Raw genomic sequence first — 22,248 nt, 5'->3', positions numbered from 1 at the left:
GAGTCATAGTAACAGGGCCCCGGACGTGGGGTTTTCCTGCGAGGTTGTTTTATGAACCGTCTCATTCCCGGAATCGTCCTGCTGGTCGGTGCCCTGGCCATCAGCGGGCCTGCAGCAGCGCACGGCGGCTATGGCGGCCATGGGCACGGTGGTTGGTATGGGCCGGGGCCACTTCTAGGTGCGGCAGTGGTCGGCGCCGTGGTGGGGGCGACGGTTTATGGCGGCCATGACCGTACGGTGTATGTCGAGCGCCAGCCGGTCTATTACGCGCCGCCGCCGGTGTACGTACAACCGCCTCCACAGCCGATGTACTACCAGCCCTACTACGCGCCTCCCCCGCCGCCACCGGGCTACCGCACCTATTATGGGCCGCCACCGGTGTATTACGGGCCACCGCGCTGGTAAAGGTTGACAGGACCAATGATCACTATCGAGGAAGTTGATTTCAAACAGATCCGGCTGCTGCGTATGGTAGAGCCATGTTTTAAAGGAGGTCCCCATGGCCACTATCCAGATCATGTCCGTTGTCGGTAGCGCCGTTCCCGCCTCACTGCGTGAGCAGGGCCTGCTGGCGTGCTGGTACCTGGTTCGCAACGGCGAAGCCGTGAGCGGCCCGATGCCGACCCGCGCCTCAGCCCAGGCACTGGCCGAACAGTTGCAACCAGGCACTTTGGTTGCCTGAACCGAATTTGTTGTGCGTTGCTCCCTACGCCCTTGTTGCCCGCCAATTTGGCGGGCTTTTTTTTCTTCACGGATTGCCCGGGCTGCCACCTCATGTTTGCCCGCTACTGCCCAGCTTACTGGTCAGCACCATGACCTTGCCTTGCAGCCGGCCTACGGTCATCACCAGCTCGTTTCGCTCCTTGGTGAGCAGATCAGCTTTTGCCTGCGCCTCCCTTCGAGCATCCCGTTCGATGTCCAGCAGCTCTGTCAGGTGGCGGATGACGGCAATTTCTGCGGTGTCCATCGCACGGTCGACTGCATCCCTCGACAACCATTTACGCAGCCACAGAAACGCACCCAGCAATACAGTCCCCGTACCGCCCAGCCAAGTGACGGTACCCGGGCCGAGGTCGGTCGGATCCATGTGAACCTCATTACAGATGATGATGTGATCAGCCCTGAAGAAAAATGTCTCGTCGGCTTTCCTTGTTTGCGCGCTTAATTTAGCCTACAGCTAACAACACGACAAGAGCAGATTTAGCCATGCGCACATTTAGCAGCAAGCTAAACACTGGCATGCTTCACCCCATGGACATCTACCAAATTCGCAAGCACAACCTGGTGAAACTGATCGGCAGCCAGAGAAAGGGGACCTGCGCAGAGCGCTGGGGGATGGCGCCTGCCCACCTGAGCCAGATCCTTTCCGACAAGACCGTGAAAAACCTGGGCGATGACGTGGCCCGTCGCATCGAGGGCATCGAAGGCTTGCCACGGGGCTGGTTCGACGCGCTGTCGCCAGGCGAAAACATGCAAGCGGCTGTCGAGCCAGGTGACAACAAGCTCTCTGCAGCCGACCTGGTCAAACAGATGCTTGCCCGAAGCGGCAAAGGTATCTCCGAAGAAACCCGGCAAAGGCTGCTGGCAGCGGCGCAAGAGCCTGCAGATGCCACGCTGCTGGAAGCCGAGCCGCTGCGCCCCGGCCTGGTCGGTGACGAAGTGTGGATCGCCCACTATGACGTGCGGGCAGCCATGGGCGGCGGCCAGATCCCCCACGACTACCCCGAGATGTTCAAGGACGTTCGCGTCAGCCCCAGCCACCTGCGCGAACTGGGCGTAACGTTCAGCGAGCACCATCACCTGAAGATGGTGACCGGCTGGGGCCAGTCGATGGAGCCGACCATCAGGCACCGCGACCCGCTGATCGTTGACGTCAGCATCCGCGAATTCGTCGGCGATGGTATCTACTTCTTTTCCTGGGGCGACCACATCTACATCAAGCGGCTACAGATCGCGGACGAGGACCACTTCGAAATGATCTCCGACAACTCGCGGCACAAAGACCGTATGATTCGTCGGGAAGAGACCTACATACAGGCCAGGGTCCTGCTGGTGTGGAATGCCCACCTTGTATAAACCGAAGCCCACCCTGACCAGCGGGCTTTTGCTGAAGCTCAGAACGGTGCAGCCTCCTCGACCTGAGCCTCGCAGTCGCGCTCGACGATAAAATCATCACGCTCTTCCACGCTACTGCGCGCCCATCGCACCGTCACGCTAGCGTCATCATTGAACGTCAGCTGCAACTCGGGCATTTCCAGCAGCTGGCCCATCACCTCCTCCCATTCCGCTTCACCGTCTGTATCCAGACGGTGCACCACTACCCAGCGCTGCGTCTGTGCGAGCGGGTGGTTGATCATTGACGATACCCGCAGGCTAAGCCGCTCTATTCCGGTCATTTCCTGGCGCTGTTGGGTTTCCGACTTCATGTGGCTAGCCATATTCTCATCCTGATAGCTGTATATTCGTACAGTACTCGACGAAAGCTTATCTCACCGCCAAATCCTGCGTAAAGCCCCCACTGCGGAAAAATTTCGCCAGCAGGTAATTTCCCGTGAAGCGAAATTAATTTAGCCATAAGCTATTGACCATGATTTAGCTTGAGGCTAACTTTGTATTCAGCCGTCGCTTGTACGGCGGCTATGCCACTCAAACTTTTTCGCCAGGAGTTCCCCATGGCCGTAGATATCAGCCACCTCACCATCGCCACGCCGGTAGCCGTCTCCTCAACCAACCCCGTTGCTCTGGAGCTGAACGGTGCTGAAGCGATTGCCCGCTTTCCCAGCATCGTGACGGTGCTCAGCGATGGCTCGATCCAGTTCTCAGCCCCAACCAAAGGGGCTTCGAGCAAAAGCACCCACAGGACACGCTGCGAATGGACGGAAACGCAAGACTGGACGCTGGCCAGCGCCCAGGATCACTGGAATCGCCAGACAATGACGCTGACCAAGGTCAACTCGGCGCAGAAGGTGGTCATCGCCCAGATGCACGTACGCGGGGACGACGGCCCGCCGGTAAAGGTGTTCTGGAACAAGGGCAACATCACCCTGGGGTTTCGGCGCACCTTCAACCAGACCGACCCGGTGAATTCCACAGTCCTGAAGGGGGTGCCACTGGGTGCGACGTTCAACATCAGCATTCACACCACGTCTGAAGGCGTGGTAACCGTGACGGCCGAATGCAACGGGGTATCCGCTTCGTCGGGCGATTTGCAGCTCGACAGTACCTGGGCTTCACGCCTGTTCGAGTTCCACGGCGGGGTTTACAACCAGGTCGACTACACCGACGCAACGCCCGCCGAGGACGGCTCGATCTGCATCATCAGCGAGCTCTCGCTCATCCACCGCTGAACGCGAAGGCCGGCAGGGCATCCTGATGCCCTGCCCTGATATCGAAAGCCCTGATGCTGTTGCAGGCATGCAAACACCCAACGCCGGAAAGCCCGTGTTTACGGGCCTTCCAGCCCTCCCCGCTACACTGCATCCCGCTCGAAAACACGACGAAACGGCACGGCTACAGGGGTGCACGGCATTGCCGGAGAGTATCTCACTCTGGACCCAGTCCCACACACCGGTAGTTGGGCGCAGCGTGAGCCAGAGCGATTCGAGCAGGTCAGCCGGCGGCATTGGTCTGCTTATGGATCACCTGCACCTTGAAATGGTAGCGCGTTGAAGGTATTGGTTGAGATCAGCTCTCCCGAAAGGCCAATCATGCAGCTTCGTTTCAGGCATCTCAGCGACGTTTCCACCGAAGACATCATCGCGCTCAACAACAACCCCGATGTCTTAAGCCAAATGCCCTTGGGGCGTCCCGACTTTGACGAAAGCAAGTGCAAGGCATGGGTCGCTCAAAAAGAGGCCCAATGGGCTGTTAATGGATATGGTCCCTGGGCGTTTTTCGTGGAAGATGAATTCGCCGGCTGGGGTGGCCTGCAGCATGAAGACGGTGACGCTGATCTTGCTTTAGTGCTTCACCCAGATTACTGGGGGCTTGGCAGAATGATATTCGATGAGATAGTGCGGCGCGCTTTCCAAGAGTTGGGCTTGGAGTCAATTACCATATTGCTCCCACCAACCAGAACTCGAATCAAAGGTGTGCTTCGCTTAGGGTTTCGTCCCGACGGAGAAGTTGAAATCGACGGCACCTACTTCACTCGCTATCGACTCCAGGCAAGTGCTAGCGCAAAAATCTCGTAATCTTCACCTGGCGACCATTCTGTGTGTCTCGGCGTGCGCGTGGCCATGAAGGATCGCGACAATCAAACCTTGGGGCAGGCCGGCGGCCTTGGCTTCACCAGGACGAACGAGCCGAACGCTCCAATGGCCACCAGGTAGCCCCCTTGGCTCCGAACTGACTCACCACCGACTTCAGGACAGTCGAGCGGACCAAGACGAAATACACCCGCACAGTAATGTTGAACAGCCGGGCTCTTGGCGCACCGGTCAGGGCCAAAGAAATCGCGCAATACCGCTCGAAGCAGAAGCGCCGCGTCTCGACGGAGTCGCCATTCATCTTCCAGCCCTCAGGCTCGTCACCACACATCACCGTGCCAGAAACCGCCGACAAGCTCTTCAACCAAGCGTTAGAAGCGAAGGGGCTCAGGCACCGGCCTCAGTACAATTGCCGGCCACACTTATGCCACGATGTGCCTCATGGCAGGAATGAATCCAGCGTTCATTGCTGGGCAGCTTGGGCACTCGGTGCAAGTGCTTCTCTCGACCTATGCCAAGTGGCTGAATTCTGCCAACGATTGGGCGGAACTGGCGAAACTGGAAAGGAACGTAATGGGTACAGAATTGGTACAGGATTAAATATCGTTCACTTTGCGCCCTTTAGGCATAAGGCATTCGACAGCAATTCAGCCATACTCCAAAATGCAACGGTTTTAGGGGGAAAACCCTTGCACAGCCAACGACATACCAACTTTTAGTGAGCCTCAACGTGAAAACTTCCCTGTCTATCCTCAGCCTGCTGCTGTTGCTCACAGGTACCGCGACCCTTCCGTCGACTGCTGCTGCACAACCCCCGGCCCAGGTTCAACGTGACCCATCCAAACTGCATCTGGCTTCAGGCAGCGCTCTGCTGATCGACCTGAACAGCAACAAGGAGCTGTATTCAAGCCATGCCGACCGCGTGGTGCCGATTGCTTCGGTGACCAAACTGATGACGGCGATGGTGGTGCTGGATGCCAAGCTGCCCATGGATGAAATGCTCACCATGACCATTGCCAACAACCCGGAAATGAAAGGCGTGTACTCGCGCGTGCGCCTGGGCAGCCAACTAGACCGCCGCGAAACCCTGCTGATTACCCTGATGTCGTCGGAAAACCGTGCGGCCAACAGCCTGGCCAACGCCTACCCCGGCGGCTATCCGGCGTTCATCAAGGCAATGAATGCCAAAGCCCGCAGCCTGGGAATGGCCCATACCCGCTATGTTGAGCCGACCGGCCTGTCGACGCAGAACGTATCCACTGCCCGCGACCTGGCCAAGCTGCTGATGGCCTCGCGCAAGTACCCCATGCTGAGCGAGCTGTCGACCACCCGCGAAAAGACCGTCGCCTTCCGCAAGCCCAACTACACCCTGGGCTTCCGTAACACCGACCACCTGGTGAACAAAAGCAACTGGGATATCAAGCTGACCAAGACCGGCTTTACCAACGAGGCCGGGCACTGCCTGGTACTGCTGACCCGCATGGACAACCGCCCGGTGGCCATGGTCATTCTCGATGCCTTTGGCAAGTACACCCACTTCGCCGATGCCAGCCGCATGCGTCAATGGCTGGAAACCGGTAGCGCCAAGCCGGCACCGGCGGTGGCCATGCAATACAAGGCCGACCGGCAGAACAAGGGGCGGTTGGCGGCCGAATGACCGCCATATCCTGAAACGTGCGGGCTTGTTGGCGAAACAGACAACGCGGTGGATAGCACGGGCTTCGCCCGTGTTCGCGAGGAAACCCGCGCCTACGACGGCCTGCGCCCAATCACCAATGTGTATCCACCCCCAATCAGGTGTAGGAGCGGGTTTACCCGCGAATACGGTCGCGGCGGCAACGGTGAACGGCGGGGGGGAAATTGGCCAGCAGGGCCGGCCCATTCGCGGGTAAACCCGCTCCTACAGCGGCCTGTGCATGTGTAGGAGCGGGTTTACCCGCGAATACGATCGCGGCGGCAACGATGAACGGCGGGTGGAAATTGGCCAGCAGGGCCGGCCCATTCGCGGGTAAACCCGCTCCTACAGCGGCCTGTGCATGTGTAGGAGCGGGTTTACCCGCGAATACGGTCGCGGCGGCAACCGTGAACGGCGGGTGGAAATTGGCCAGCAGAGCCGGCCCATTCGCGGGCAAACCCGCTCCTACAGCGGTCTGTGCATGTGTAGGAGCGGGTTTACCCGCGAATACGGTAGCGGCAGCAACAGTGAACCGCGGGTGGAAATTGGCCAGCAGGCCTGGCCCATTCGCGGGTAAACCCGCTCCTACAGCGGTCTGTGCATGTGTAGGAGCGGGTTTACCCGCGAATACGGTCGCGGCGGCAACGGTGAGCGGCGGGTGGAAATTGGCCAGCAGGGCCGGCCCATTCGCGGGTAAACCCGCTCCTACAGCGGTCGGTGCATGTCCAGTCAGGCCGTAGCGCTGACCATACCGCCCGCACTGCTGCCGCCCTCTTGCTGCAACAGCTCCAGCAACTGCGCCGTGGCCGCCATGATCTGCCCGTTGAGGGTGGCAATGCTCGCCTGCTTGGCACCTATCGCTGCCGCCTTGGCAGCCTCGTCCATCTTGCTGTTCTGCAATGCCGCCAGCTGTTTCTGCTCTTCTGCCAGTTGCTTCTGCAGATCCTTGATCAACTGACGCAGTTCGCTCACAGCCCCCGATTCGCCACTGCCTTCAGCGTCGGTGGATTGCGCCTGGCTACCCACCGACACCTTCATGCTGTCACTGCTGATGCTCAACGGCCCCACCGCCTCACCGGCCTGTTTCGCCTGTTCACGCTCGGTTGCTGCGTTCGCGCTCAGCGTCTGCGCTGAAACACCATTGATCATCAGGTTGCTTGCCGTGATGCCGCTCATGTCGATTCCCTGCCTGAAAGATTGGTCCTTGCCGTAACCAACACATCGGCCGCCTCACGCTGTTCTTTAGCCCGCTTAAATTCCCCCTCGGCTGGCTCGTTCCAACTCATGTACTTGCGCAGGAGCCGGAGCCCCGGCGGGCGTCCATATTCGACCATTCAGGGAATCGCAGCCATGAGCCAGTCCTCACAGCAGGAAACCATCAAAGACATGATCGGCGTGGGCTTCGGCCCCTCCAACCTGGCCTTGGCCATCGCCCTGGAAGAACTCGCCGAATCCCGGGGCCATGCGCTCGACGCACTGTTCATCGACAAGCAGCAAGACTACCACTGGCACGGCGAGACCTTGGCTACCCAGAGCGAGTTGCAGATCTCGTTCCTCAAGGACCTGGTGTCGCTGCGCACCCCGACCAGCCCGTACAGTTTCGTCAACTACCTGCACCAGAAGCAGCGCCTGGCCGACTTCATCAACCTCGGCACCTTCTACCCCTGCCGCCTGGAGTACAACGACTACCTGCGCTGGGCCGCCGAGCATTTCACCTCCCAGGCGGTGTATGGGCAGGAAGTGTTGCGCATCGAACCGCACGTGCATGCAGGCCGGGTCCAACACCTGTGCGTGATCACGCGTGACAGACAAGGCCGCGAATACAGCCGCCCCACCCGCTCGGTGGTGGTGGGCAGCGGTGGCACACCGAAAATTCCGGAAAACTTCGGCGCCTTCAAGGACGACCCGCGAGTGTTCCACCACTCGCAGTACCTGAGCAGCCTGACCAAACTGCCGTGCACGGCTGGCAAGCCCATGCGCATTGCCGTGATCGGCTCAGGCCAAAGCGCCGCCGAGGCGTTCATCGACCTCAACGACAGCTATCCGTCAGTCAAGGTCGACATGATTCTGCGCGGCTCAGCCCTCAAGCCCGCCGACGACAGCCCCTTCGTCAATGAGATCTTCTCGCCCGACTATACCGATCTGGTCTACAACGAACCGGCCGACCAGCGCAGCAAACTGCTGGGCGAATACCACAACACCAACTACTCGGTGGTCGACCTCAACCTGATCGAGCGCATCTACGGCATCCTCTACCGGCAGAAGGTTGCCCATCAGCACCGCCACAATGTGCTGTGCCGGCGCCAGGTGGAAGCAGTGGTGGCCACCCGCGAAGGCCTGGAATTGACCCTGCGCGACCTCGCCACCGGCCAGCAGCAAACCCACCGCTACGATGCCGTTATCCTCGCCACCGGCTACGAGCGCCGCTCGCACCGTGAATTGCTGGCGCCGCTGGCCGATTACCTGGAGGACTTCAGCGTCGACCGCAACTACCGCGTACTGGCCAGCCCTGACTTGCAAGCCTCGGTGTACCTGCAGGGCTTCTGCGAAAGCAGCCACGGCCTGAGTGACACCCTGCTTTCGGTCCTGCCAACCCGCGCTGCGGAAATTGGCCGAGCGCTGTACCAGGATCTGGAGCAGCTGCACGAAAAACCCCAAGCAGCAGTGGCGCTGACCCGCGCCTGACCCCTCTGCAACCCGCCATCAAGGCCGGACTGATGCCTCGTGCGCAGTCCGGTTTTTGTGCTTTGAAACATTTAGTTTCATTTTAACCTGCAGGTTTTCAATTCTCATTCGTCCTTATCAGTACAGCACTCTTTGGTTGGCACACGCTCGACCACCAATAGCAGAAGACCGTCTGATGGCCAAATCACCGAAAAAATCCAAATCCAGGCTGTGGTTCCTGGTCCACAGCTGGCTCGCCTTGCCGATCTGGTTCTTTGTCCTGATCGTCTGTTTCACCGGCATGCTCGCCGTGGTCAGTCAGGAAATCGTCTGGCTCGCCGATCCGGCCGCACGCGCCAACAAGCCAGACGCGGACACCGAGCGCATGAGCTTTCAGCAGGTACTGGAGGCCTTGAACAAGGCCGAGCCGGACATGGTGGTGGAGCGCCTGAGCCAGCCGGATGGTTCGCACTTCGCGGTAAAAGCCAATGTCACCCTGCCTGACGGCACCAGCCCGACGCTGTATGTAAACCCCTACACCGGAACCATTCAGGGCAGGACCCCAGACTTCAACTTCGAAGCCTTCACCCGCGCCCTGCACGGCTGGTGGCTGGTGCCGTTCACCAACGGTTTCAGCTGGGGCTGGTACCTGGTATCGCTGCTCGGCCTGCCGATGCTGGCCTCGCTGGTCACCGGCCTGGTGGTTTACAAGAAGTTCTGGAAAGGCTTTTTCAAACCCGTGCGTACCGGCCATGGTTCGCGAATTTTCTGGGGTGACCTGCACCGTCTGTCCGGGGTGTGGTCAATCTGGTTCATTGCGGTCATTTCCATCACCGGCACCTGGTTCCTGATCCAGGCGATCCTGTTCGACAACCACATCACCATTTCCAGCCAACCCATCGTGCCGGTGATCGCCCGTGAGGAGGTGCCGCAAACACCAGATGGCAGCCCCGCCTCGCGCATCGACCTGGATGAGGCGGCACGCCTTGCCGGTCTGGCGATCCCAGGGCTGGAAGTGACCTCCATCTCGCTCCCCGCCACTGCCTACAGCCACGTCACGCTGTCTGGCCCGGGCTGGTACCCGTTGATGTTCCAGAGTGCTTCGGTGAATCCGTACACACGCAATGTCGACAGCCAGTTCGTGATCAGCGACCGTTCGGCGCTGGAGTTCGTCACCGAGTCCATGCGCCCGCTGCACACCGGCGACTTTGGCGGTTTGCCGATCAAGCTGGTGTGGTTCTTCTTCGGCCTGATCCTGACCCTGATGGTGCTCAGCGGCCTGCTGATCTGGACCAAACGCACCGCCCAGGCCACCGCCGCGGCCCTCAAGCGCAGCGAGCGCGCTCCACGTGCGGCACACAGTGAAACCACCGTGGAGATCCACTCATGAGCCAGGCCCTGCCCGCCAGCCCGCTGAAGCAGCTTTGGCTGAAGTGGCGTTTTCACCTGAACATCCTGCTGATCCTGATCCCGCTGGGCTTCATGCCCAAGTACTTCGCCGACGCCAGGCTGTTCCGCGGCGAGGCGGGCCTTGGCGCCAACGTGATCAGTGACATCCAGGTCGGCCCCTACAGCCTCGACCTTGCCGAACTGCGTGACGAGGCGCCACGCGCCGACGGCCCGGCCGGCTACTTCAAATCGTTCAATGCAGCGTTGTGCAAGGCCTGCATAAAGGACGTCAAGGCCGCCTACCTGCGCATCGGCAAGCCACGCAGCCTGCGCGCCGCCGGCACCATTTTCTTCGGTGCACCGTACAACATGGGCACCTCGTTGCCGATCCCGCCGCGCACCAAACCCGATGCGCACATCTGGATCACCCTGGAAGGCTGGGACGGCAGCATGCACCAGGCGTCGATCCCCCTGGCCAAGGCATCGCCAGCCACCGTTGCATGGCTCGAGAAACAAGGAGGCAACAAATGAAACACCTGATGCGCACCCTGACGCTGCCCTTCCTGATACTGGCTGCCAGCCCGGCGCTGGCGCACAACCCGATGTGCGAATGCGAGGAGCAGGCCAACGGCCAGGTCAAGTGCACCGGCGGTTTCTCGGACGGCAGCGGTGCCCCCGGGGTGACCCTGGACGTGATCGGTTATGACGAACAGGTGCTGGTCGGCGGCAAGCTTGGCGACGACTCGACGCTGACCTTCAAGCGCCCGGACGGCGAATTCTATGTGCTGTTCGATGCCGGCCCCGGGCACGTGGTTGAAGTGGACTACGCCGATATCGCCCAACCATGAGCCGCGCCCAAGTCATTCGCCCGGCCGGTACCGGGCACGAAACCCTGTACGTGCTGCTGGCAAGCCTGCTGATCGTGGTACTCGCCGCCAGCGTGGTGCTGCTGCGCGGTGAGCGCGAGGACGAACAGGCCATCGCCAGCTACCAGATCGACGCCCGCCGCGACCTCACCGCCGCCGAACAAGGCCTGTACACCGACCTGCGGGTAGCCTTCGACGAGATCCAGCTACTGCGCGAAGAAAACGCCGTCACGCCCAGCGTAAAGGCCCTGGCCGAAGAAGGCCTGCCGCCGTTCGTGGTCGATGCCGGCAGCCAGAGCCGTGGCGGCCACCAATGGTCATGGCTGGAACCCGGCGCCTACCTGGGTCGCAGCCAGGCCCCGGAAGTTGCCGGCAGCCTGCTGCTGATCCTGCCACCCGACAGCACAGGCCAAGCCGATGTCTGGCTGCGCCGCGACAGCGCCGCCGTGATCCCGGACGACCTCGGCAAGGCCGCCCTGATCGCCGCTGGCTGGCAGCAGGTGGTCAGCCACTACGACGCCGGTGTTACCCGCGAACACCGTCACTGAACCCAAGGACCCGCCCATGTTTCGCTCCGCCCTCGCCCTGCTCCTGACCCTTGCCCTGCCGGCACTGGCCCTGGCCGATAACAGCAAGCCGCTGCGAATCGGCATCACCCTGCACCCCTACTACAGCTACGTGAGCAATATTGTCGGCGACAAGGCCGAGGTGGTTCCCCTGATTCCGGCGGGCTTCAACCCGCATGCCTACGAGCCGCGGGCCGAGGACATCAAGCGCATCGGCACGCTGGACGTGGTGGTGCTCAACGGTGTTGGCCATGACGATTTCGCAGACCGCATGATCGCCACCAGCGAAAAACCCGACATCGCCACTATCGAAGCCAATCAGAACGTACCGCTGCTGGCGGCCACCGGTATTGCCGCGCGCGGTGCCGGCAAGGTGGTCAACCCGCACACCTTTCTGTCGATCAGCACCACCATCGCCCAGGTGAACAACATCGCCCGTGAACTGGGCAAGCTCGACCCGGACAACGCCAAGCTGTACACGCAAAACGCCCGTGCCTACGCCAAGCGCCTGCGCGCCCTGCGTGCCGAGGCCCTGGCCAAGGTCACCGAAGCCCCTGGCGCAACGTTCCGGGTCGCTACCATCCATGCAGCCTATGACTACCTGGTGCGCGACTTCGGCCTGGAGGTGACCGCTGTCGTCGAGCCGGCCCATGGCATCGAGCCCAGCCCGGCGCAGCTGAAAAAGACCATCGACCAGCTCAAGGCGCTGGACGTGCGGGTGATTTTCTCGGAAATGGACTTCCCGTCGGCCTATGTCGAAACCATTCAGCGTGAGTCCGGTGTGCGCCTGTACCCGTTGACGCATATCTCCTACGGCGAGTACACCAAGGACAAGTACGAGGTGGAAATGAAGCGCAACCTCGACACGGTGGTCCGCGCCATTCAGGAGAACCGCGCATGACCGCTGCCGCCAACCTGGTGACAGCCTGCGGGCCGCGCATCGAGTTCACTGGCATCGACCTGACTTTGGGGCGTACGCGCATCCTCGAACATGTCAGTTTCAGCGTGGCAGCAGGCAGCGTGCACGCCATCGTCGGCCCCAACGGCGGCGGCAAGAGCTCGTTGATCAAAACCCTGCTCGGGCAGATGCCACACCAAGGCCAGCTGACCTTGCATTGGCCTGGTGAGCGCGAAGTGATTGGCTACGTGCCGCAGGCACTGGAGTTCGACCGCGGCCTGCCCATGACCGTGGACGACTTCATGGCCGCCATGTGCCAGCGCCGCCCGGCCTTCCTCGGCCTGTCGCGGCGCGTGAAGCCGGACATTGATGCAGCCCTGGTAAAGGTTGGCATGCTCGACAAGCGCACGCGGCGCATGGGGGCACTGTCCGGCGGGGAGCGCCAGCGCGTGCTGCTGGCCCAGGGCCTGATCCCCGAGCCGCAGTTGCTGGTGCTGGACGAACCGATGTCGGCCCTCGATGAAGCCGGAATCCAGGTGTTCGAACAGTTATTGCAGGGCTGGCGCCAGGCCGGCACTACCGTTCTGTGGATCGAGCATGACCTGGAAGCCGTGTTGCGTCTGGCGGACCGGGTAACAGGCCTGAACCGCCAGGTTCTGTTCGATGCGCCGCCTGCCCAGGCCCTGACCCCGGAGCGCCTGCTCGGCCTGTTCTCCGTTCACCCGCGTAGCGAGAGCCTTGCCTGATGAGTTTTGAAATCTTTCGCCAAACGGTCCAGGACTGGGCCACTGCCGGCTATCTGCCCGAGGCGCTGGCCTACGGCTTCGTGGTCAACGCCCTGTTGGCCGGCCTGATGATCGGCCCGGTGTTGGGTGGCCTGGGCACCTTGGTGGTGGTCAAGCGCTTTGCGTTCTTCTCCGAAGCGGTCGGCCATGCGGCGCTGACCGGCGTGGCCATCGGTATCCTGCTGGGTGAGCCCTATACCGGCCCTTACGGCAGCCTGTTCGGCTACTGCCTGCTGTTCGGCATCCTGCTCAACTTCCTGCGCAACCGTACCGGGCTGTCGCCGGACACACTGATTGGCGTGTTCCTGTCGGTGTCGCTGGCGCTGGGCGCCAGCCTGCTGCTGATGCTGGCGGGCAAGATCAACGTACACATCCTCGAGAACGTGCTGTTCGGCTCGGTGCTGACCGTTAGCGCCCAGGACTTGCTCGTGCTGGGCATCGTCGCAGTGCTGGTGCTGGCCTTGGCGCTGCCGCTGTACAACCGCATCATGCTGGCCAGTTTCAATCCGCAGCTGGCGGCTGTGCGCGGGGTGGCGGTGAAGACCCTGGACTATCTGTTCGTGGTGCTGGTGACATTGGTGACCGTGGCTGCGGTGAAGGTGATTGGCGCCATCCTGGTCGGTGCACTGCTGGTCATCCCGGCCGCCGCCGCTCGCCTGGTCAGCCAGTCGCTCAAGGGCTTTTTCTTCCTGTCGGTGCTGATTGCCACCATCAGTACCCTGTTCGGCATCCTGCTACCGATCGTTTTCGACCTGCCAGTGCCGTCAGGGGCCGCGATCATCCTGGTCGCCGGCATCTGCTTTGCCCTTGCCGCCCTGGCCCGCGCGCTCGTTCCTCGCCTGCAAGGAAACCCGGCATGAACTTCAAACACCTGACCCTGGCGCTGGCACTGGCCGGCCTGCCGTCCCTGTCTTTCGCCACGCAAGTGCTGACGACCCTGCCCGTCACCCATAGCCTAGCCAGCGCCTTGCTCGAAGGCACTGCGGTGCAGCTCCAGCGGGCGGCACCGGCCAACCTGCCTGCCAGCCGCCAGCCGTCGTATTTCAGTGGGCGTGGCGGCGCAGGCCTGCACAAGGCCGCCCAGCAGGCAGATGCGGTGATCGCCGTGCGTTCGATCTGGCGCGACGACCCGCTGTACCCGATGGCCCGGCGCAGCAATATCCGCATTGTCGAGATCGATGCCGCACGACCTGTGGATGGCGCCCTGCCGGGCATTGCGGTGAGCGGTGACGATGCCTATGACGCTTACCCCTGGCTCAACCCGACCAACCTCGGGCGCATGGCCGACGTGGTGGCCAATGACCTGGAGCGCCTGGCGCCGGACGACAAGGCAAAGATCCAGGGCAACCTGGCAGGGCTCAAGCGCCAATTGCTGGAGCTTTCGGCCAGCAGCCAGACGCGGCTGGCCAAAGTCGACAACCTGACGGTGGTGAGCCTGTCGGAGCGGCTGGGGTATCTGGTCAACGGGTTGAACCTGGATGCGGCCGAGCAGCCACTGCCGGCCGAATGGGACGCGGCCGCACTCAAGGCGCTGGGGGAGAACCTGAAGGCGCAGGACGTGGCGCTGGTGCTGGACCATCGTCAGCCGGACGCGGCAGTGGCCGAGGTGATCAAGGCGGCCGGGGCCAGGCTGGTGGTGGTGGAGAGTGACCCTGAGGATGCGATTGCGGGGCTCGAGGCCAGCGTTGACCAGGTGGTTGGGGCACTGGGCGAGCGCTGATCGGACAGGCTCGCGCGGCTGCAGTGGACACGCACCGGTGGTTCGTAGGAGCGGGTTCACCCGCGAATGGGCCGGACCTGCTGGCCAATCTCCACCCGCCGTTCACCGTTGCCGCCACCACCGTATTCGCGGGTAAACCCGCTCCTACACACGCATCGGGGGCTCGCAGGAGCGGGTTCACCCGCGAAAGGGCCGGGCCTGCTGGCCAATCTCCACCCGCCGATCACCGTTGCCGCCACCACCGTATTCGCGGGTACACACGCATCGGGGGCTAGTAGGAGCGGGTTCACCCGCGAAAGGGCCGGGCCTGCTGGCCAATTTCCACCCGCCGATCACCGGTTGCCGCCACCACCGTATTCGCGGGTAAACCCGCTCCTACACACGCATCGGGGGCTCGTAGGAGCGGGTTTACCCGCGAAGAGGCCGGCCCTGCTGGCCAATTTCCACCCGCCGTTCACCGTTGCCGCCGCCACCGTATTCGCGGGTAAACCCGTTCAAGGGTTGCTGCCAGGCTAACGCTTCATGCACCGCTGATAACGCTCATCCACCCGCCCGGCAAACCAGGCCGTGGTCAGCTTGCGGGTAATCTTCGGGCTCTTCAGCTCGATGCCCGGTAGCACTGCGCGGGGCACCGGTTTGCCGGCTTTGGCATCTGCCAGGGCAAACACCCCGCTGTACAGCTTGCTGTCCTCGAACGCCAGGCTGTCGGCCTCCTCCAGCTGGCTTCGGATCTGCGGGTTACGCAGCCCCAGCTTCACCCCCAGCTTGCGCGCGGCCAGTTCGGTGGTCCCCGGCATGATCGCCCCCGGCGCCACCAGGTCGCCGTCCAGTGCCAACTTCACCCCCGTGACCTTGCTCAATGCCGCCTGGAATGCCGCATTGCGACTGGCGTACCAGCCCGCGTTGAAATCGGCGAAACGGTAAAGCTGGCGCTCGTAGTTGGCCGGGTAGCCCAACAGGTGGGCAATACCGAAGTACATGCCGCCGCGCCGGCTGAACACTTCCTGGCGAATTGTGCCTTCATGGCTGTAGGGGTAATCCCTTGCATGCTTTTCGGCGAAGTCGATGCTGACCTGCATCGGCCCGCCGGTGTGCACCGGATTCAGCCCGTCCAGCAAGGTCTTGCCCAGCGGCAGGCGTGCAACGACTTCGTCGTACAGTTCACTCAACTGCTTTTCGCTGCGCACCGTCTGCAACCGCTGCTGGTAGCTCTTGCCGTTGCCTGACGGCGTCTTCAGCGCACCGTCGACCAGCAGTTTGGGAATATGCAGGCGCGCAGCGCGGCGGTCGATCTCCTGGCGGGCGATACGCCCAAGGTTGGGCACCTGTGGGTCCGCAGTGAAGGTCGACTCCTGTTCGGTCACCGCCAGCACTGCGCACAGGTTGCTTTTACTGGGCGCTATGCGCTGGGCTTCGAAGGCTGCCTGGATATCCTTGGCCCAGCCCTCGCGGTCCTTGACTTGGGCGGGTAACAGCCGCAACAGCTGCGCACGGACTTTCGCCGGGTCCGCTTCGGGCGCTTCCTCGCGGCGCCCGGCACAGCCTTGCAACAGCACCAGGGCCATCACCGAAATGGCCAGTAACCGGCCGTTCAGGGCTGTTCACCGACCAGATAGGTTTTGCTGATGTGGCGGAACTGCGGGTGCCCGGCACTGCCCATCAATTCGAACAACACCATCTCGCGGGTCACCACCTGCGCGCCGGCGGCACGCATGCGCGCCAGGCCTGCGGCCTTGCTGGCCGGGCTGCGGCTGTCGCAGGCATCCTCGACCACGAACACTTGCTTGCCCAGCGCCAACAGGCCGAGCACGGTCTGCAGCACGCAAACATGGGTTTCCATGCCGCAGACGATCACCTGCTCACGCGCCATCAAACTGGCTGGCAGGCACTCGGCAGCCACGCAGGAAAAGTGACTTTTTTCCACCACTTCGGCTGCCGGCGCTGCGGCCAGCAGTTCGGCCAAGGTATGACCCAGGCCTTTGGGGTACTGCTCGGAAATTACCGTCGGCAGCGCCAGCTCGGCAGTCGCCGCCAGCAACCAACGGGCCCGTGCCCGAGTGCCTTCGGGGTCGCTCATGGCACCGATCAGTTTTTCCTGGATGTCGACGACCAGTAGCGTGGCCTTGAGTGGGTCGATCAGCATTGTCTACCTCTTGCCTGGGAAAACCCTAGCCTCCCCCAGGCAAGCGGTGACGTCAATCAGGCAGACAGCCGAAGCGGCTGCAGCGACGCGGTCAGCGCAGCGAGCACACGGTCTTCCTGCTCATGGATGAAAAAATGACCACCCGGGAACATCTGCAGCGAGAATGCGCCGTGGGTTTCACAGCGCCATGCCTGCAGTTGCTCATCGCTGGCCCGGTCATCCACGCCACCCAGCACATGCAGTGGGCACTGCAACGCCGCTCGCTGCCGGTATGTGTAAGTGCCGCACAACAGAAAATCCGCGCGCAAGGTCGGCAGGGTCAGGCTCATCAGCTCAGCGTTGGCCAGCACTTCCTCAGGCGTGCCTTGCAGCGCGCGCAACTCGCTGATCAGCTCGGCGTCGCTCTTGGGCTCGCGCCAGTTGTTGCCGTCGTAGTCCTCACGCCGGGTAGGTGCCGCGGTGCCGCAGGCGAACAAGGCCAGCGGCGCCGGGCAGCCCAATGCCTGCAGCTCATGGGCCAGCTCGAAGGCCAGCAGTGCACCCAGGCTGTGGCCGAGCAGCGCATAAGGAGCGCTTGCCGTCAGGCGCTGCTCGCTGGCCAGTTGCCGAGCCAGCACTTGCATGTCGGTGTGCAGCGACTCTGCCATGCGCGCCCCCCGCCCAGGCAACTCTACCGGGCGTACCTGCAACCATGCCGGCAGCTTGCGCCGCCAGCGGCTGTAGACCATGGCGCTGGCCCCGGAGTACGGCAGGCACAGCAGGTTCAGCACGGTCACTGGGCGGCAGCTTCGGCCATTTTCTGGCGCAGGCTCAGCGGGCGCATGTCGGTCCAGACTTCATCGATGTAGGCCAGGCATTCCTTCTTCAGGCCGCTTTTGCCCACGGCACGCCAGCCATTGGGGATGGCTTTGTAGTCGGGCCAGATCGAGTATTGCTCTTCGTGGTTGACCACTACCTGGAACTGGATATCGTCGCGGTCGAAAACGGAAGTCATTGCCTGTCTCCTTAAATGATGATGCCGCTGCGCGCCTGGCGCAGGGTAGCTTTCAAGTAGACGTAGCAAGCGCTGTAAAAATTAACGGAATTGACGCGCCCCATGTGGCCACGGCCGATGCCGGTATTAACCCTCAGGTATCACGCAACAGGTCGTGCGTATCGAGCAACCGGAACGCAACCTGCGGATTACGCTCCAGCCCGCGCCGGATCGCCGCCGGGATAGACTGCCGGGTCTTGCGGCACAGCCCGGGTTGATCGTCCAGTTCGATGACGATGCCGCGCATGGTCCGTACCTCGTTGTAACCGGGGGCGATGTGCACGCGGATGCCGAGGTTTTCGTACAGGCGCTGCTGCAGACGTTGAAGGTCTTCCAGGTCCTTCAGGTTTTCCAGCCGTTCGAGCAGGCGTTTTTCTTCCTGCCGGGTCAGCAAGAGGATGCGCTGGGCGGCCTGCGGATGGTCGGCCAGTTGCTCGCGGCCGCAGACGCAGGCGCCAGGGGGGCAAGGTTGGCGTAAAGGAACGGGTGTACTCATAGGGCAAGCATAGCCTGTACCGACGGTCAGAGCTGCGCCAGCCGCGCGCGCAGGAAGCTGACAAAACCCTGCACCGGCCGCGCCACCTGCCGGTGCTGCGGATACACCGCCGACAGCTGCAGCGCGGGCGGGCGCCACTCATCCAGAACCGTCACCAGTTGCCCCTCCGCCAACGCCTGCCCAACGATAAAGGTCGGCAGGTAAGTGACCCCCATCCCGGCAATCGCAGCCCCCCGCAGCAACTCGCCATTGTTCGCCCGCATGCGCCCGGTCACCTGAATTGCCTGGGTTTTGCCACCTTTGTGGAATTGCCACTGCACCTGCCGCGAATGCCCATAAGGCAGGCAATCATGCGCGGCGAGCTCATCCGGTATTCCCGGCACTCCCCGTGCTTGCAAATACGCCGGGCTCGCACAGTAGACCCGCTCGACACTGGCGATACGACGGGCGATCAGGCTGGAGTCCTCCAGTGCACCAATCCGCAGCGCCAGGTCATAGCCTTCACCAATCAGGTCCACAGCGCGGTCGCTCAGATCTACCTCCACATCAACCTGGGGGTGCAGCTGCAGAAACTCGGTCAGCAGGCAGCCCAGGTGCGCCATGGCAAACGACAGCGGCGCGCTCAGGCGCAAGGTGCCGCGCAAGACCTGGGCCTGGCCGCTGATGTCGTGTTCGACCTGCTGCACTTCACCCAACAGGCGCAGGGCCGACTGGTAGTAGTGCTGCCCCAGTGGCGTGGCGTCGAGGCGCCGGGTGGAGCGGTTGAGCAGGCGCACGCCCAGGCGCTCCTCAAGCTGCATCAGGCGCCGACTGACCGATTGCTTGGACATGCCCAGACGGTCGGCGGCAGCGGTGAAACTACCGGCCTCCATCACCTGGGCAAAGATCCGCATGTCTTCGTAAGGGTTCATTGTCTCGCTCTTGCTGACAGTCAAACACTTTATAGCGGCTTTTTCCCACAAGTGCATCTGCCTAATCTACGCACAAGTCGCAGCGATGGCCCCAAAGGCCAGGCAAGACGCCCACTACCAACACTTGCACAGAAAAGGATTCGCCCATGAACATTGTCCACAAAGCCCTCACCACCTCCCTCTTGGCCCTGTCCGTTTCCAGTGCCTTCGCCGCAGGCAGCCCTGGTGTCGAACAACACACCCAGGTCTTCCTCGAAGCCCTGGAGAAAGGGGGTGGCAAGCCGCTGGAACAGCTCACACCAAACGACGCCCGCGCGGTACTGACCGGCGCCCAGGCTTCGGTGAAGGTCGACCTCTCGGGGGTCGAGGTGAAGGAACGCACGATTCAGGCCAATGGCCAATCGATCAAGCTGCAAGTGGTGCGCCCGACTAATGTCAAAGGTGATCTGCCGGTGTTCATGTTCTTCCACGGCGGCGGTTGGGTGCTGGGCGACTTCCCGACCCACCAGCGACTGATCCGCGACCTGGTAGTCGGCTCGGGTGCGGTGGCGGTCTATGTGGACTACACCCCGTCACCGGAAGCGCACTACCCGACGGCGATCAACCAGGCCTACGCCGCGACTCGCTGGGTGGCCGAGCATGGCAAGGAGATCGGCGTGGATGGCAAGCGCCTGGCGGTAGCCGGCAACAGCGTTGGCGGCAACATGGCGGCGGTGGTTGCACTCAAGGCCAAAGAGGCCGGTACCCCTGCCCTGCGCTTCCAGTTGCTGCTGTGGCCGGTGACCGACGCCAGCTTCGAGACAGCGTCGTACAAGCAGTTTGCCGAAGGACACTTCCTGACCACCGGGATGATGAAGTGGTTCTGGAACAACTACACCGTTGATGCAAAGGCGCGGGCGCAAATCTACGCCTCGCCGCTGCGGGCGTCCGCCGAACAGCTGAAGGGCTTGCCACCGGCCCTGGTGCAAACGGCTGAGTTCGATGTGCTTCGGGATGAAGGTGAGGCGTATGCCCGCAAGTTGAATGCGGCTGGCGTGACAGTAACCTCGGTGCGCTACAACGGAATGATTCATGACTATGGGCTGCTCAACCCGTTGAGCCAAGTGCCGGCAGTAAAGGCGGCGCTGCGGCAGGCGGGCAACGAACTTAAAGTGCATCTGCAGTGAGGCGATGAGCAATAGACCCGCCTGGGCGGGTCTTTTGCTTCTATTTGCGGAAACGGCCCGCAGGCTTCAATGAATCTGCCAGCGGTGCGGCAGGTCCGGCCCTTTCGCGGGTAAACCCGCTCCTACACAGGCCACCACAACCGTCAAATTCTGTGGTGGCCTGTGTAGGAGCGGGTTTACCCGCGAAAGGGCCGGCAAATCCTGCTCAGGGCTCAAACCCTTCCACAATGATCACCTCAGCCTTCGCCACCCCTTGGCGATGGCTGCATGCCTCTTGGTACAGCGCGGAGCGGTAACAGGCGACGGCCTGCGCGTACGAATCGAACTCGATCACCACACTACGCTGAGGCGTAGCCCTTCCTTCCATCGCCTCGCTACGCCCGCCACGGGCCAGGAAGCGACCGCCGAATGCCTTGAAGGCTGCCGGGGCGCGCTGGGTGTACTGCTGGTATTGCTCGGGGTCGGTCACGTCCACATGGGCGATCCAGTAGGCCTTCATGTGCAGCTCTCCTGTTACGGTGATATTTGTGTATGATGGTATACCATAAAATTCACCCCACCACAGTGAGCGTGCATCATGGCTTTCAACACCATCGAGGAACTTCTCGAGGACTACCGGCAAGGCAAGATGGTCCTGCTGGTGGATGACGAGGACCGGGAAAACGAAGGCGACCTGTTGATCGCCGCCGAGCGCTGCGACGCCCAAGCCATCAACTTCATGGCCCGCGAGGCGCGCGGGCTGATCTGCCTGACCTTGACCGACGATCACTGCCAACGCCTGGGCCTGGAGCAGATGGTTCCGGCCAACGGTAGCGTCTTCAGCACCGCGTTCACCGTGTCGATCGAGGCGGCCACCGGGGTCACCACCGGCATTTCCGCCGCAGACCGGGCACGCACCGTGGCAGCGGCCATGGCCCCCAACGCCCGCCCCGAAGACCTGGTGCAACCTGGCCACATCTTCCCCCTGCGCGCCCGCGAAGGCGGCGTGCTGACCCGTGCCGGCCACACCGAAGCAGGCTGCGACCTGGCACGCCTGGCCGGCTTCAGCCCGGCCTCGGTCATCGTTGAAGTGCTGAACGACGACGGCACCATGGCTCGCCGCCCCGACCTGGAAGTGTTCGCCGCCCGGCATGGCATCAAGATTGGCACCATCGCCGACCTGATCCACTACCGCCTGAGCACCGAGCAGACCATCAAGCGCATCGGCGAGCGCGAGCTGCCGACGGTGCATGGCACCTTCCGCCTGGTCACCTATGAAGACCGCATCGAAGGTGGTGTGCACATGGCCATGGTCATGGGCGACATTCGTCGCGAACAGCCGACCCTGGTGCGGGTGCATGTGATCGACCCGCTGCGCGACCTCGTGGGTGCCGAATACGCCGGCCCCGCCAACTGGACGCTGTGGGCGGCGCTGCAGAAGGTGGCCGATGAAGGTACTGGCGTGGTGGTGATCCTGGCCAACCACGAATCCTCCCAGGCCCTGCTTGAGCGTGTGCCACAACTGACCCACCCTGTGCGGCCCTATCAACGTGGCCAGTCCAAGGTGTATTCCGAAGTGGGCACCGGGGCGCAGATCCTCCAGGACCTTGGCGTGGGCAAGCTGCGTCACCTGGGGCCACCGTTGAAGTACGCGGGGCTGGCGGGCTATGAGCTGGAGGTGGTGCAGAGCATCCCCTTCGAACCCGGGATTGCAAGCTAAAAGCAACATCAGCAACTGATTGTAGGAGC

27 protein-coding genes are annotated in these 22,248 nt (G+C 62.4%); 17 read left to right on the top strand and 10 right to left on the bottom strand.

All coding sequences use genetic code 11. The features are described from left to right. Nucleotides 1-51 precede the first annotated feature (51 nt). Nucleotides 52-405, top strand: coding sequence for a hypothetical protein (locus tag PRJ_RS11150; RefSeq protein WP_104961398.1), 354 nt, complete (start codon nt 52-54; stop codon nt 403-405). 94 nt (nt 406-499) lie between these two features. After that, nucleotides 500-682 (top strand): hypothetical protein, encoded by a 183-nt coding sequence (locus PRJ_RS11145; protein WP_010954600.1) that lies wholly within the window; start codon nt 500-502, stop codon nt 680-682. Nucleotides 683-772: 90 nt separating this feature from the next. Here the strand turns inward: PRJ_RS11145 and PRJ_RS11140 are convergent, their stop codons facing one another. Continuing rightward, nucleotides 773-1,087: a hypothetical protein gene (locus PRJ_RS11140; RefSeq protein ID WP_014590512.1), complete on the bottom strand. Its 315-nt coding sequence runs from the start codon at nt 1,085-1,087 to the stop codon at nt 773-775. A 164-nt stretch (nt 1,088-1,251) separates the two neighbouring features. Between PRJ_RS11140 and PRJ_RS11135 the strand changes: the two genes are divergently transcribed. Next, complete coding sequence (locus tag PRJ_RS11135; RefSeq protein WP_104961397.1) at nt 1,252-2,076, top strand: S24 family peptidase; 825 nt, start codon at nt 1,252-1,254, stop codon at nt 2,074-2,076. A 38-nt stretch (nt 2,077-2,114) separates the two neighbouring features. Here the strand turns inward: PRJ_RS11135 and PRJ_RS11130 are convergent, their stop codons facing one another. Continuing rightward, nucleotides 2,115-2,438: a DUF1654 domain-containing protein gene (locus PRJ_RS11130; RefSeq protein WP_033726573.1), complete on the bottom strand. Its 324-nt coding sequence runs from the start codon at nt 2,436-2,438 to the stop codon at nt 2,115-2,117. Between the two features lie 234 nt (nt 2,439-2,672). On the opposite strand from PRJ_RS11130, the gene PRJ_RS11125 reads away from it, so the two are divergent. The 3 genes from PRJ_RS11125 (at nt 2,673) to pbpG (ending at nt 5,865) form a co-directional block, all read left to right on the top strand. Then, entirely contained in the window at nt 2,673-3,347 is a 675-nt protein-coding gene (locus PRJ_RS11125) for a polysaccharide lyase family 7 protein (RefSeq protein WP_010954604.1), read from the top strand. 360 nt (nt 3,348-3,707) lie between these two features. Beyond that, nucleotides 3,708-4,193 carry a GNAT family N-acetyltransferase gene (locus PRJ_RS11120; RefSeq protein WP_104961396.1) on the top strand — a complete coding sequence of 162 codons (486 nt, stop codon included), beginning with the start codon at nt 3,708-3,710 and terminating at the stop codon, nt 4,191-4,193. A 745-nt stretch (nt 4,194-4,938) separates the two neighbouring features. Then, entirely contained in the window at nt 4,939-5,865 is a 927-nt protein-coding gene (pbpG, locus tag PRJ_RS11105) for a D-alanyl-D-alanine endopeptidase (RefSeq protein ID WP_104961394.1), read from the top strand. A gap of 747 nt (nt 5,866-6,612) precedes the next feature. Here the strand turns inward: pbpG and PRJ_RS11095 are convergent. After that, nucleotides 6,613-7,059, bottom strand: coding sequence for a hypothetical protein (locus PRJ_RS11095; RefSeq protein ID WP_104961393.1), 447 nt, complete (start codon nt 7,057-7,059; stop codon nt 6,613-6,615). A 174-nt stretch (nt 7,060-7,233) separates the two neighbouring features. On the opposite strand from PRJ_RS11095, the gene PRJ_RS11090 reads away from it, so the two are divergent. The 9 genes from PRJ_RS11090 (at nt 7,234) to PRJ_RS11050 (ending at nt 14,771) form a co-directional block, all read left to right on the top strand. After that, nucleotides 7,234-8,568, top strand: coding sequence for a lysine N(6)-hydroxylase/L-ornithine N(5)-oxygenase family protein (locus PRJ_RS11090; protein ID WP_010954626.1), 1,335 nt, complete (start codon nt 7,234-7,236; stop codon nt 8,566-8,568). 175 nt (nt 8,569-8,743) lie between these two features. Beyond that, entirely contained in the window at nt 8,744-9,937 is a 1,194-nt protein-coding gene (locus PRJ_RS11085) for a PepSY domain-containing protein (RefSeq protein ID WP_104961392.1), read from the top strand. Next, nucleotides 9,934-10,467, top strand: a complete 534-nt coding sequence (locus tag PRJ_RS11080) for a hypothetical protein (RefSeq protein ID WP_014590504.1) — start codon at nt 9,934-9,936, stop codon at nt 10,465-10,467. Before PRJ_RS11085 ends, PRJ_RS11080 begins: the two co-directional genes overlap by 4 nt. Beyond that, the gene (locus tag PRJ_RS11075; RefSeq protein ID WP_104961391.1) at nt 10,464-10,784 is read left to right on the top strand and encodes a hypothetical protein; all 321 of its coding nucleotides are present in this window, start codon (nt 10,464-10,466) and stop codon (nt 10,782-10,784) included. Before PRJ_RS11080 ends, PRJ_RS11075 begins: the two co-directional genes overlap by 4 nt. Beyond that, on the top strand, nt 10,781-11,350 hold the full coding sequence (locus PRJ_RS11070) for a DUF6162 family protein (protein WP_104961390.1): 570 nt from the start codon (nt 10,781-10,783) through the stop codon (nt 11,348-11,350). Before PRJ_RS11075 ends, PRJ_RS11070 begins: the two co-directional genes overlap by 4 nt. Before the next feature lie 16 nt (nt 11,351-11,366). Beyond that, the gene (locus tag PRJ_RS11065; protein WP_019436719.1) at nt 11,367-12,269 is read left to right on the top strand and encodes a metal ABC transporter substrate-binding protein; all 903 of its coding nucleotides are present in this window, start codon (nt 11,367-11,369) and stop codon (nt 12,267-12,269) included. Next, nucleotides 12,266-13,012 (top strand): metal ABC transporter ATP-binding protein, encoded by a 747-nt coding sequence (locus PRJ_RS11060; protein ID WP_104961389.1) that lies wholly within the window; start codon nt 12,266-12,268, stop codon nt 13,010-13,012. Before PRJ_RS11065 ends, PRJ_RS11060 begins: the two co-directional genes overlap by 4 nt. Further along, nucleotides 13,012-13,911, top strand: coding sequence for a metal ABC transporter permease (locus PRJ_RS11055; RefSeq protein WP_010954633.1), 900 nt, complete (start codon nt 13,012-13,014; stop codon nt 13,909-13,911). Before PRJ_RS11060 ends, PRJ_RS11055 begins: the two co-directional genes overlap by 1 nt. Next, nucleotides 13,908-14,771 (top strand): metal ABC transporter solute-binding protein, Zn/Mn family, encoded by an 864-nt coding sequence (locus PRJ_RS11050; protein WP_104961388.1) that lies wholly within the window; start codon nt 13,908-13,910, stop codon nt 14,769-14,771. Before PRJ_RS11055 ends, PRJ_RS11050 begins: the two co-directional genes overlap by 4 nt. A 512-nt stretch (nt 14,772-15,283) precedes the next feature. Here PRJ_RS11050 and PRJ_RS11040 read toward each other — a convergent pair. The 6 genes from PRJ_RS11040 to PRJ_RS11015 form a co-directional block, all read right to left on the bottom strand. Next, entirely contained in the window at nt 15,284-16,336 is a 1,053-nt protein-coding gene (locus PRJ_RS11040; protein WP_104961386.1) for a DUF1615 domain-containing protein, read from the bottom strand. A 26-nt stretch (nt 16,337-16,362) separates the two neighbouring features. Continuing rightward, complete coding sequence (locus PRJ_RS11035; RefSeq protein ID WP_104961385.1) at nt 16,363-16,914, bottom strand: isochorismatase family protein; 552 nt, start codon at nt 16,912-16,914, stop codon at nt 16,363-16,365. Nucleotides 16,915-16,970: 56 nt separating this feature from the next. Then, complete coding sequence (locus tag PRJ_RS11030) at nt 16,971-17,690, bottom strand: thioesterase II family protein (RefSeq protein ID WP_004576597.1); 720 nt, start codon at nt 17,688-17,690, stop codon at nt 16,971-16,973. Then, nucleotides 17,687-17,908, bottom strand: coding sequence for an MbtH family protein (locus tag PRJ_RS11025; RefSeq protein WP_016711157.1), 222 nt, complete (start codon nt 17,906-17,908; stop codon nt 17,687-17,689). The genes PRJ_RS11030 and PRJ_RS11025 overlap by 4 nt, the downstream gene beginning before the upstream one ends. 133 nt (nt 17,909-18,041) lie before the next feature. Beyond that, nucleotides 18,042-18,443, bottom strand: a complete 402-nt coding sequence (locus PRJ_RS11020) for a hypothetical protein (protein WP_010954639.1) — start codon at nt 18,441-18,443, stop codon at nt 18,042-18,044. Nucleotides 18,444-18,469: 26 nt separating this feature from the next. After that, nucleotides 18,470-19,354: a LysR family transcriptional regulator gene (locus tag PRJ_RS11015; protein WP_029615478.1), complete on the bottom strand. Its 885-nt coding sequence runs from the start codon at nt 19,352-19,354 to the stop codon at nt 18,470-18,472. Between the two features lie 146 nt (nt 19,355-19,500). On the opposite strand from PRJ_RS11015, the gene PRJ_RS11010 reads away from it, so the two are divergent. Beyond that, nucleotides 19,501-20,520, top strand: coding sequence for an alpha/beta hydrolase (locus PRJ_RS11010; RefSeq protein ID WP_104961384.1), 1,020 nt, complete (start codon nt 19,501-19,503; stop codon nt 20,518-20,520). A 205-nt stretch (nt 20,521-20,725) separates the two neighbouring features. Here the strand turns inward: PRJ_RS11010 and PRJ_RS11000 are convergent, their stop codons facing one another. After that, on the bottom strand, nt 20,726-21,019 hold the full coding sequence (locus PRJ_RS11000; protein ID WP_003256229.1) for a DUF1330 domain-containing protein: 294 nt from the start codon (nt 21,017-21,019) through the stop codon (nt 20,726-20,728). A 78-nt stretch (nt 21,020-21,097) separates the two neighbouring features. Here PRJ_RS11000 and ribBA point away from each other — a divergent pair, with 78 nt between their 5' ends. Next, entirely contained in the window at nt 21,098-22,219 is a 1,122-nt protein-coding gene (gene ribBA / locus PRJ_RS10995) for a bifunctional 3,4-dihydroxy-2-butanone-4-phosphate synthase/GTP cyclohydrolase II (RefSeq protein ID WP_020193491.1), read from the top strand. Nucleotides 22,220-22,248: the final 29 nt, after the last annotated feature.

The sequence above is a fragment of the Pseudomonas sp. XWY-1 genome (assembly GCF_002953115.1).
In the GTDB taxonomy this organism is placed as follows: Bacteria; Pseudomonadota; Gammaproteobacteria; order Pseudomonadales; family Pseudomonadaceae; genus Aquipseudomonas; species Aquipseudomonas alloputida.
Note: the sequence above shows the minus strand (reverse complement) of the source record. Positions and strands in the feature narration are given on the sequence as shown.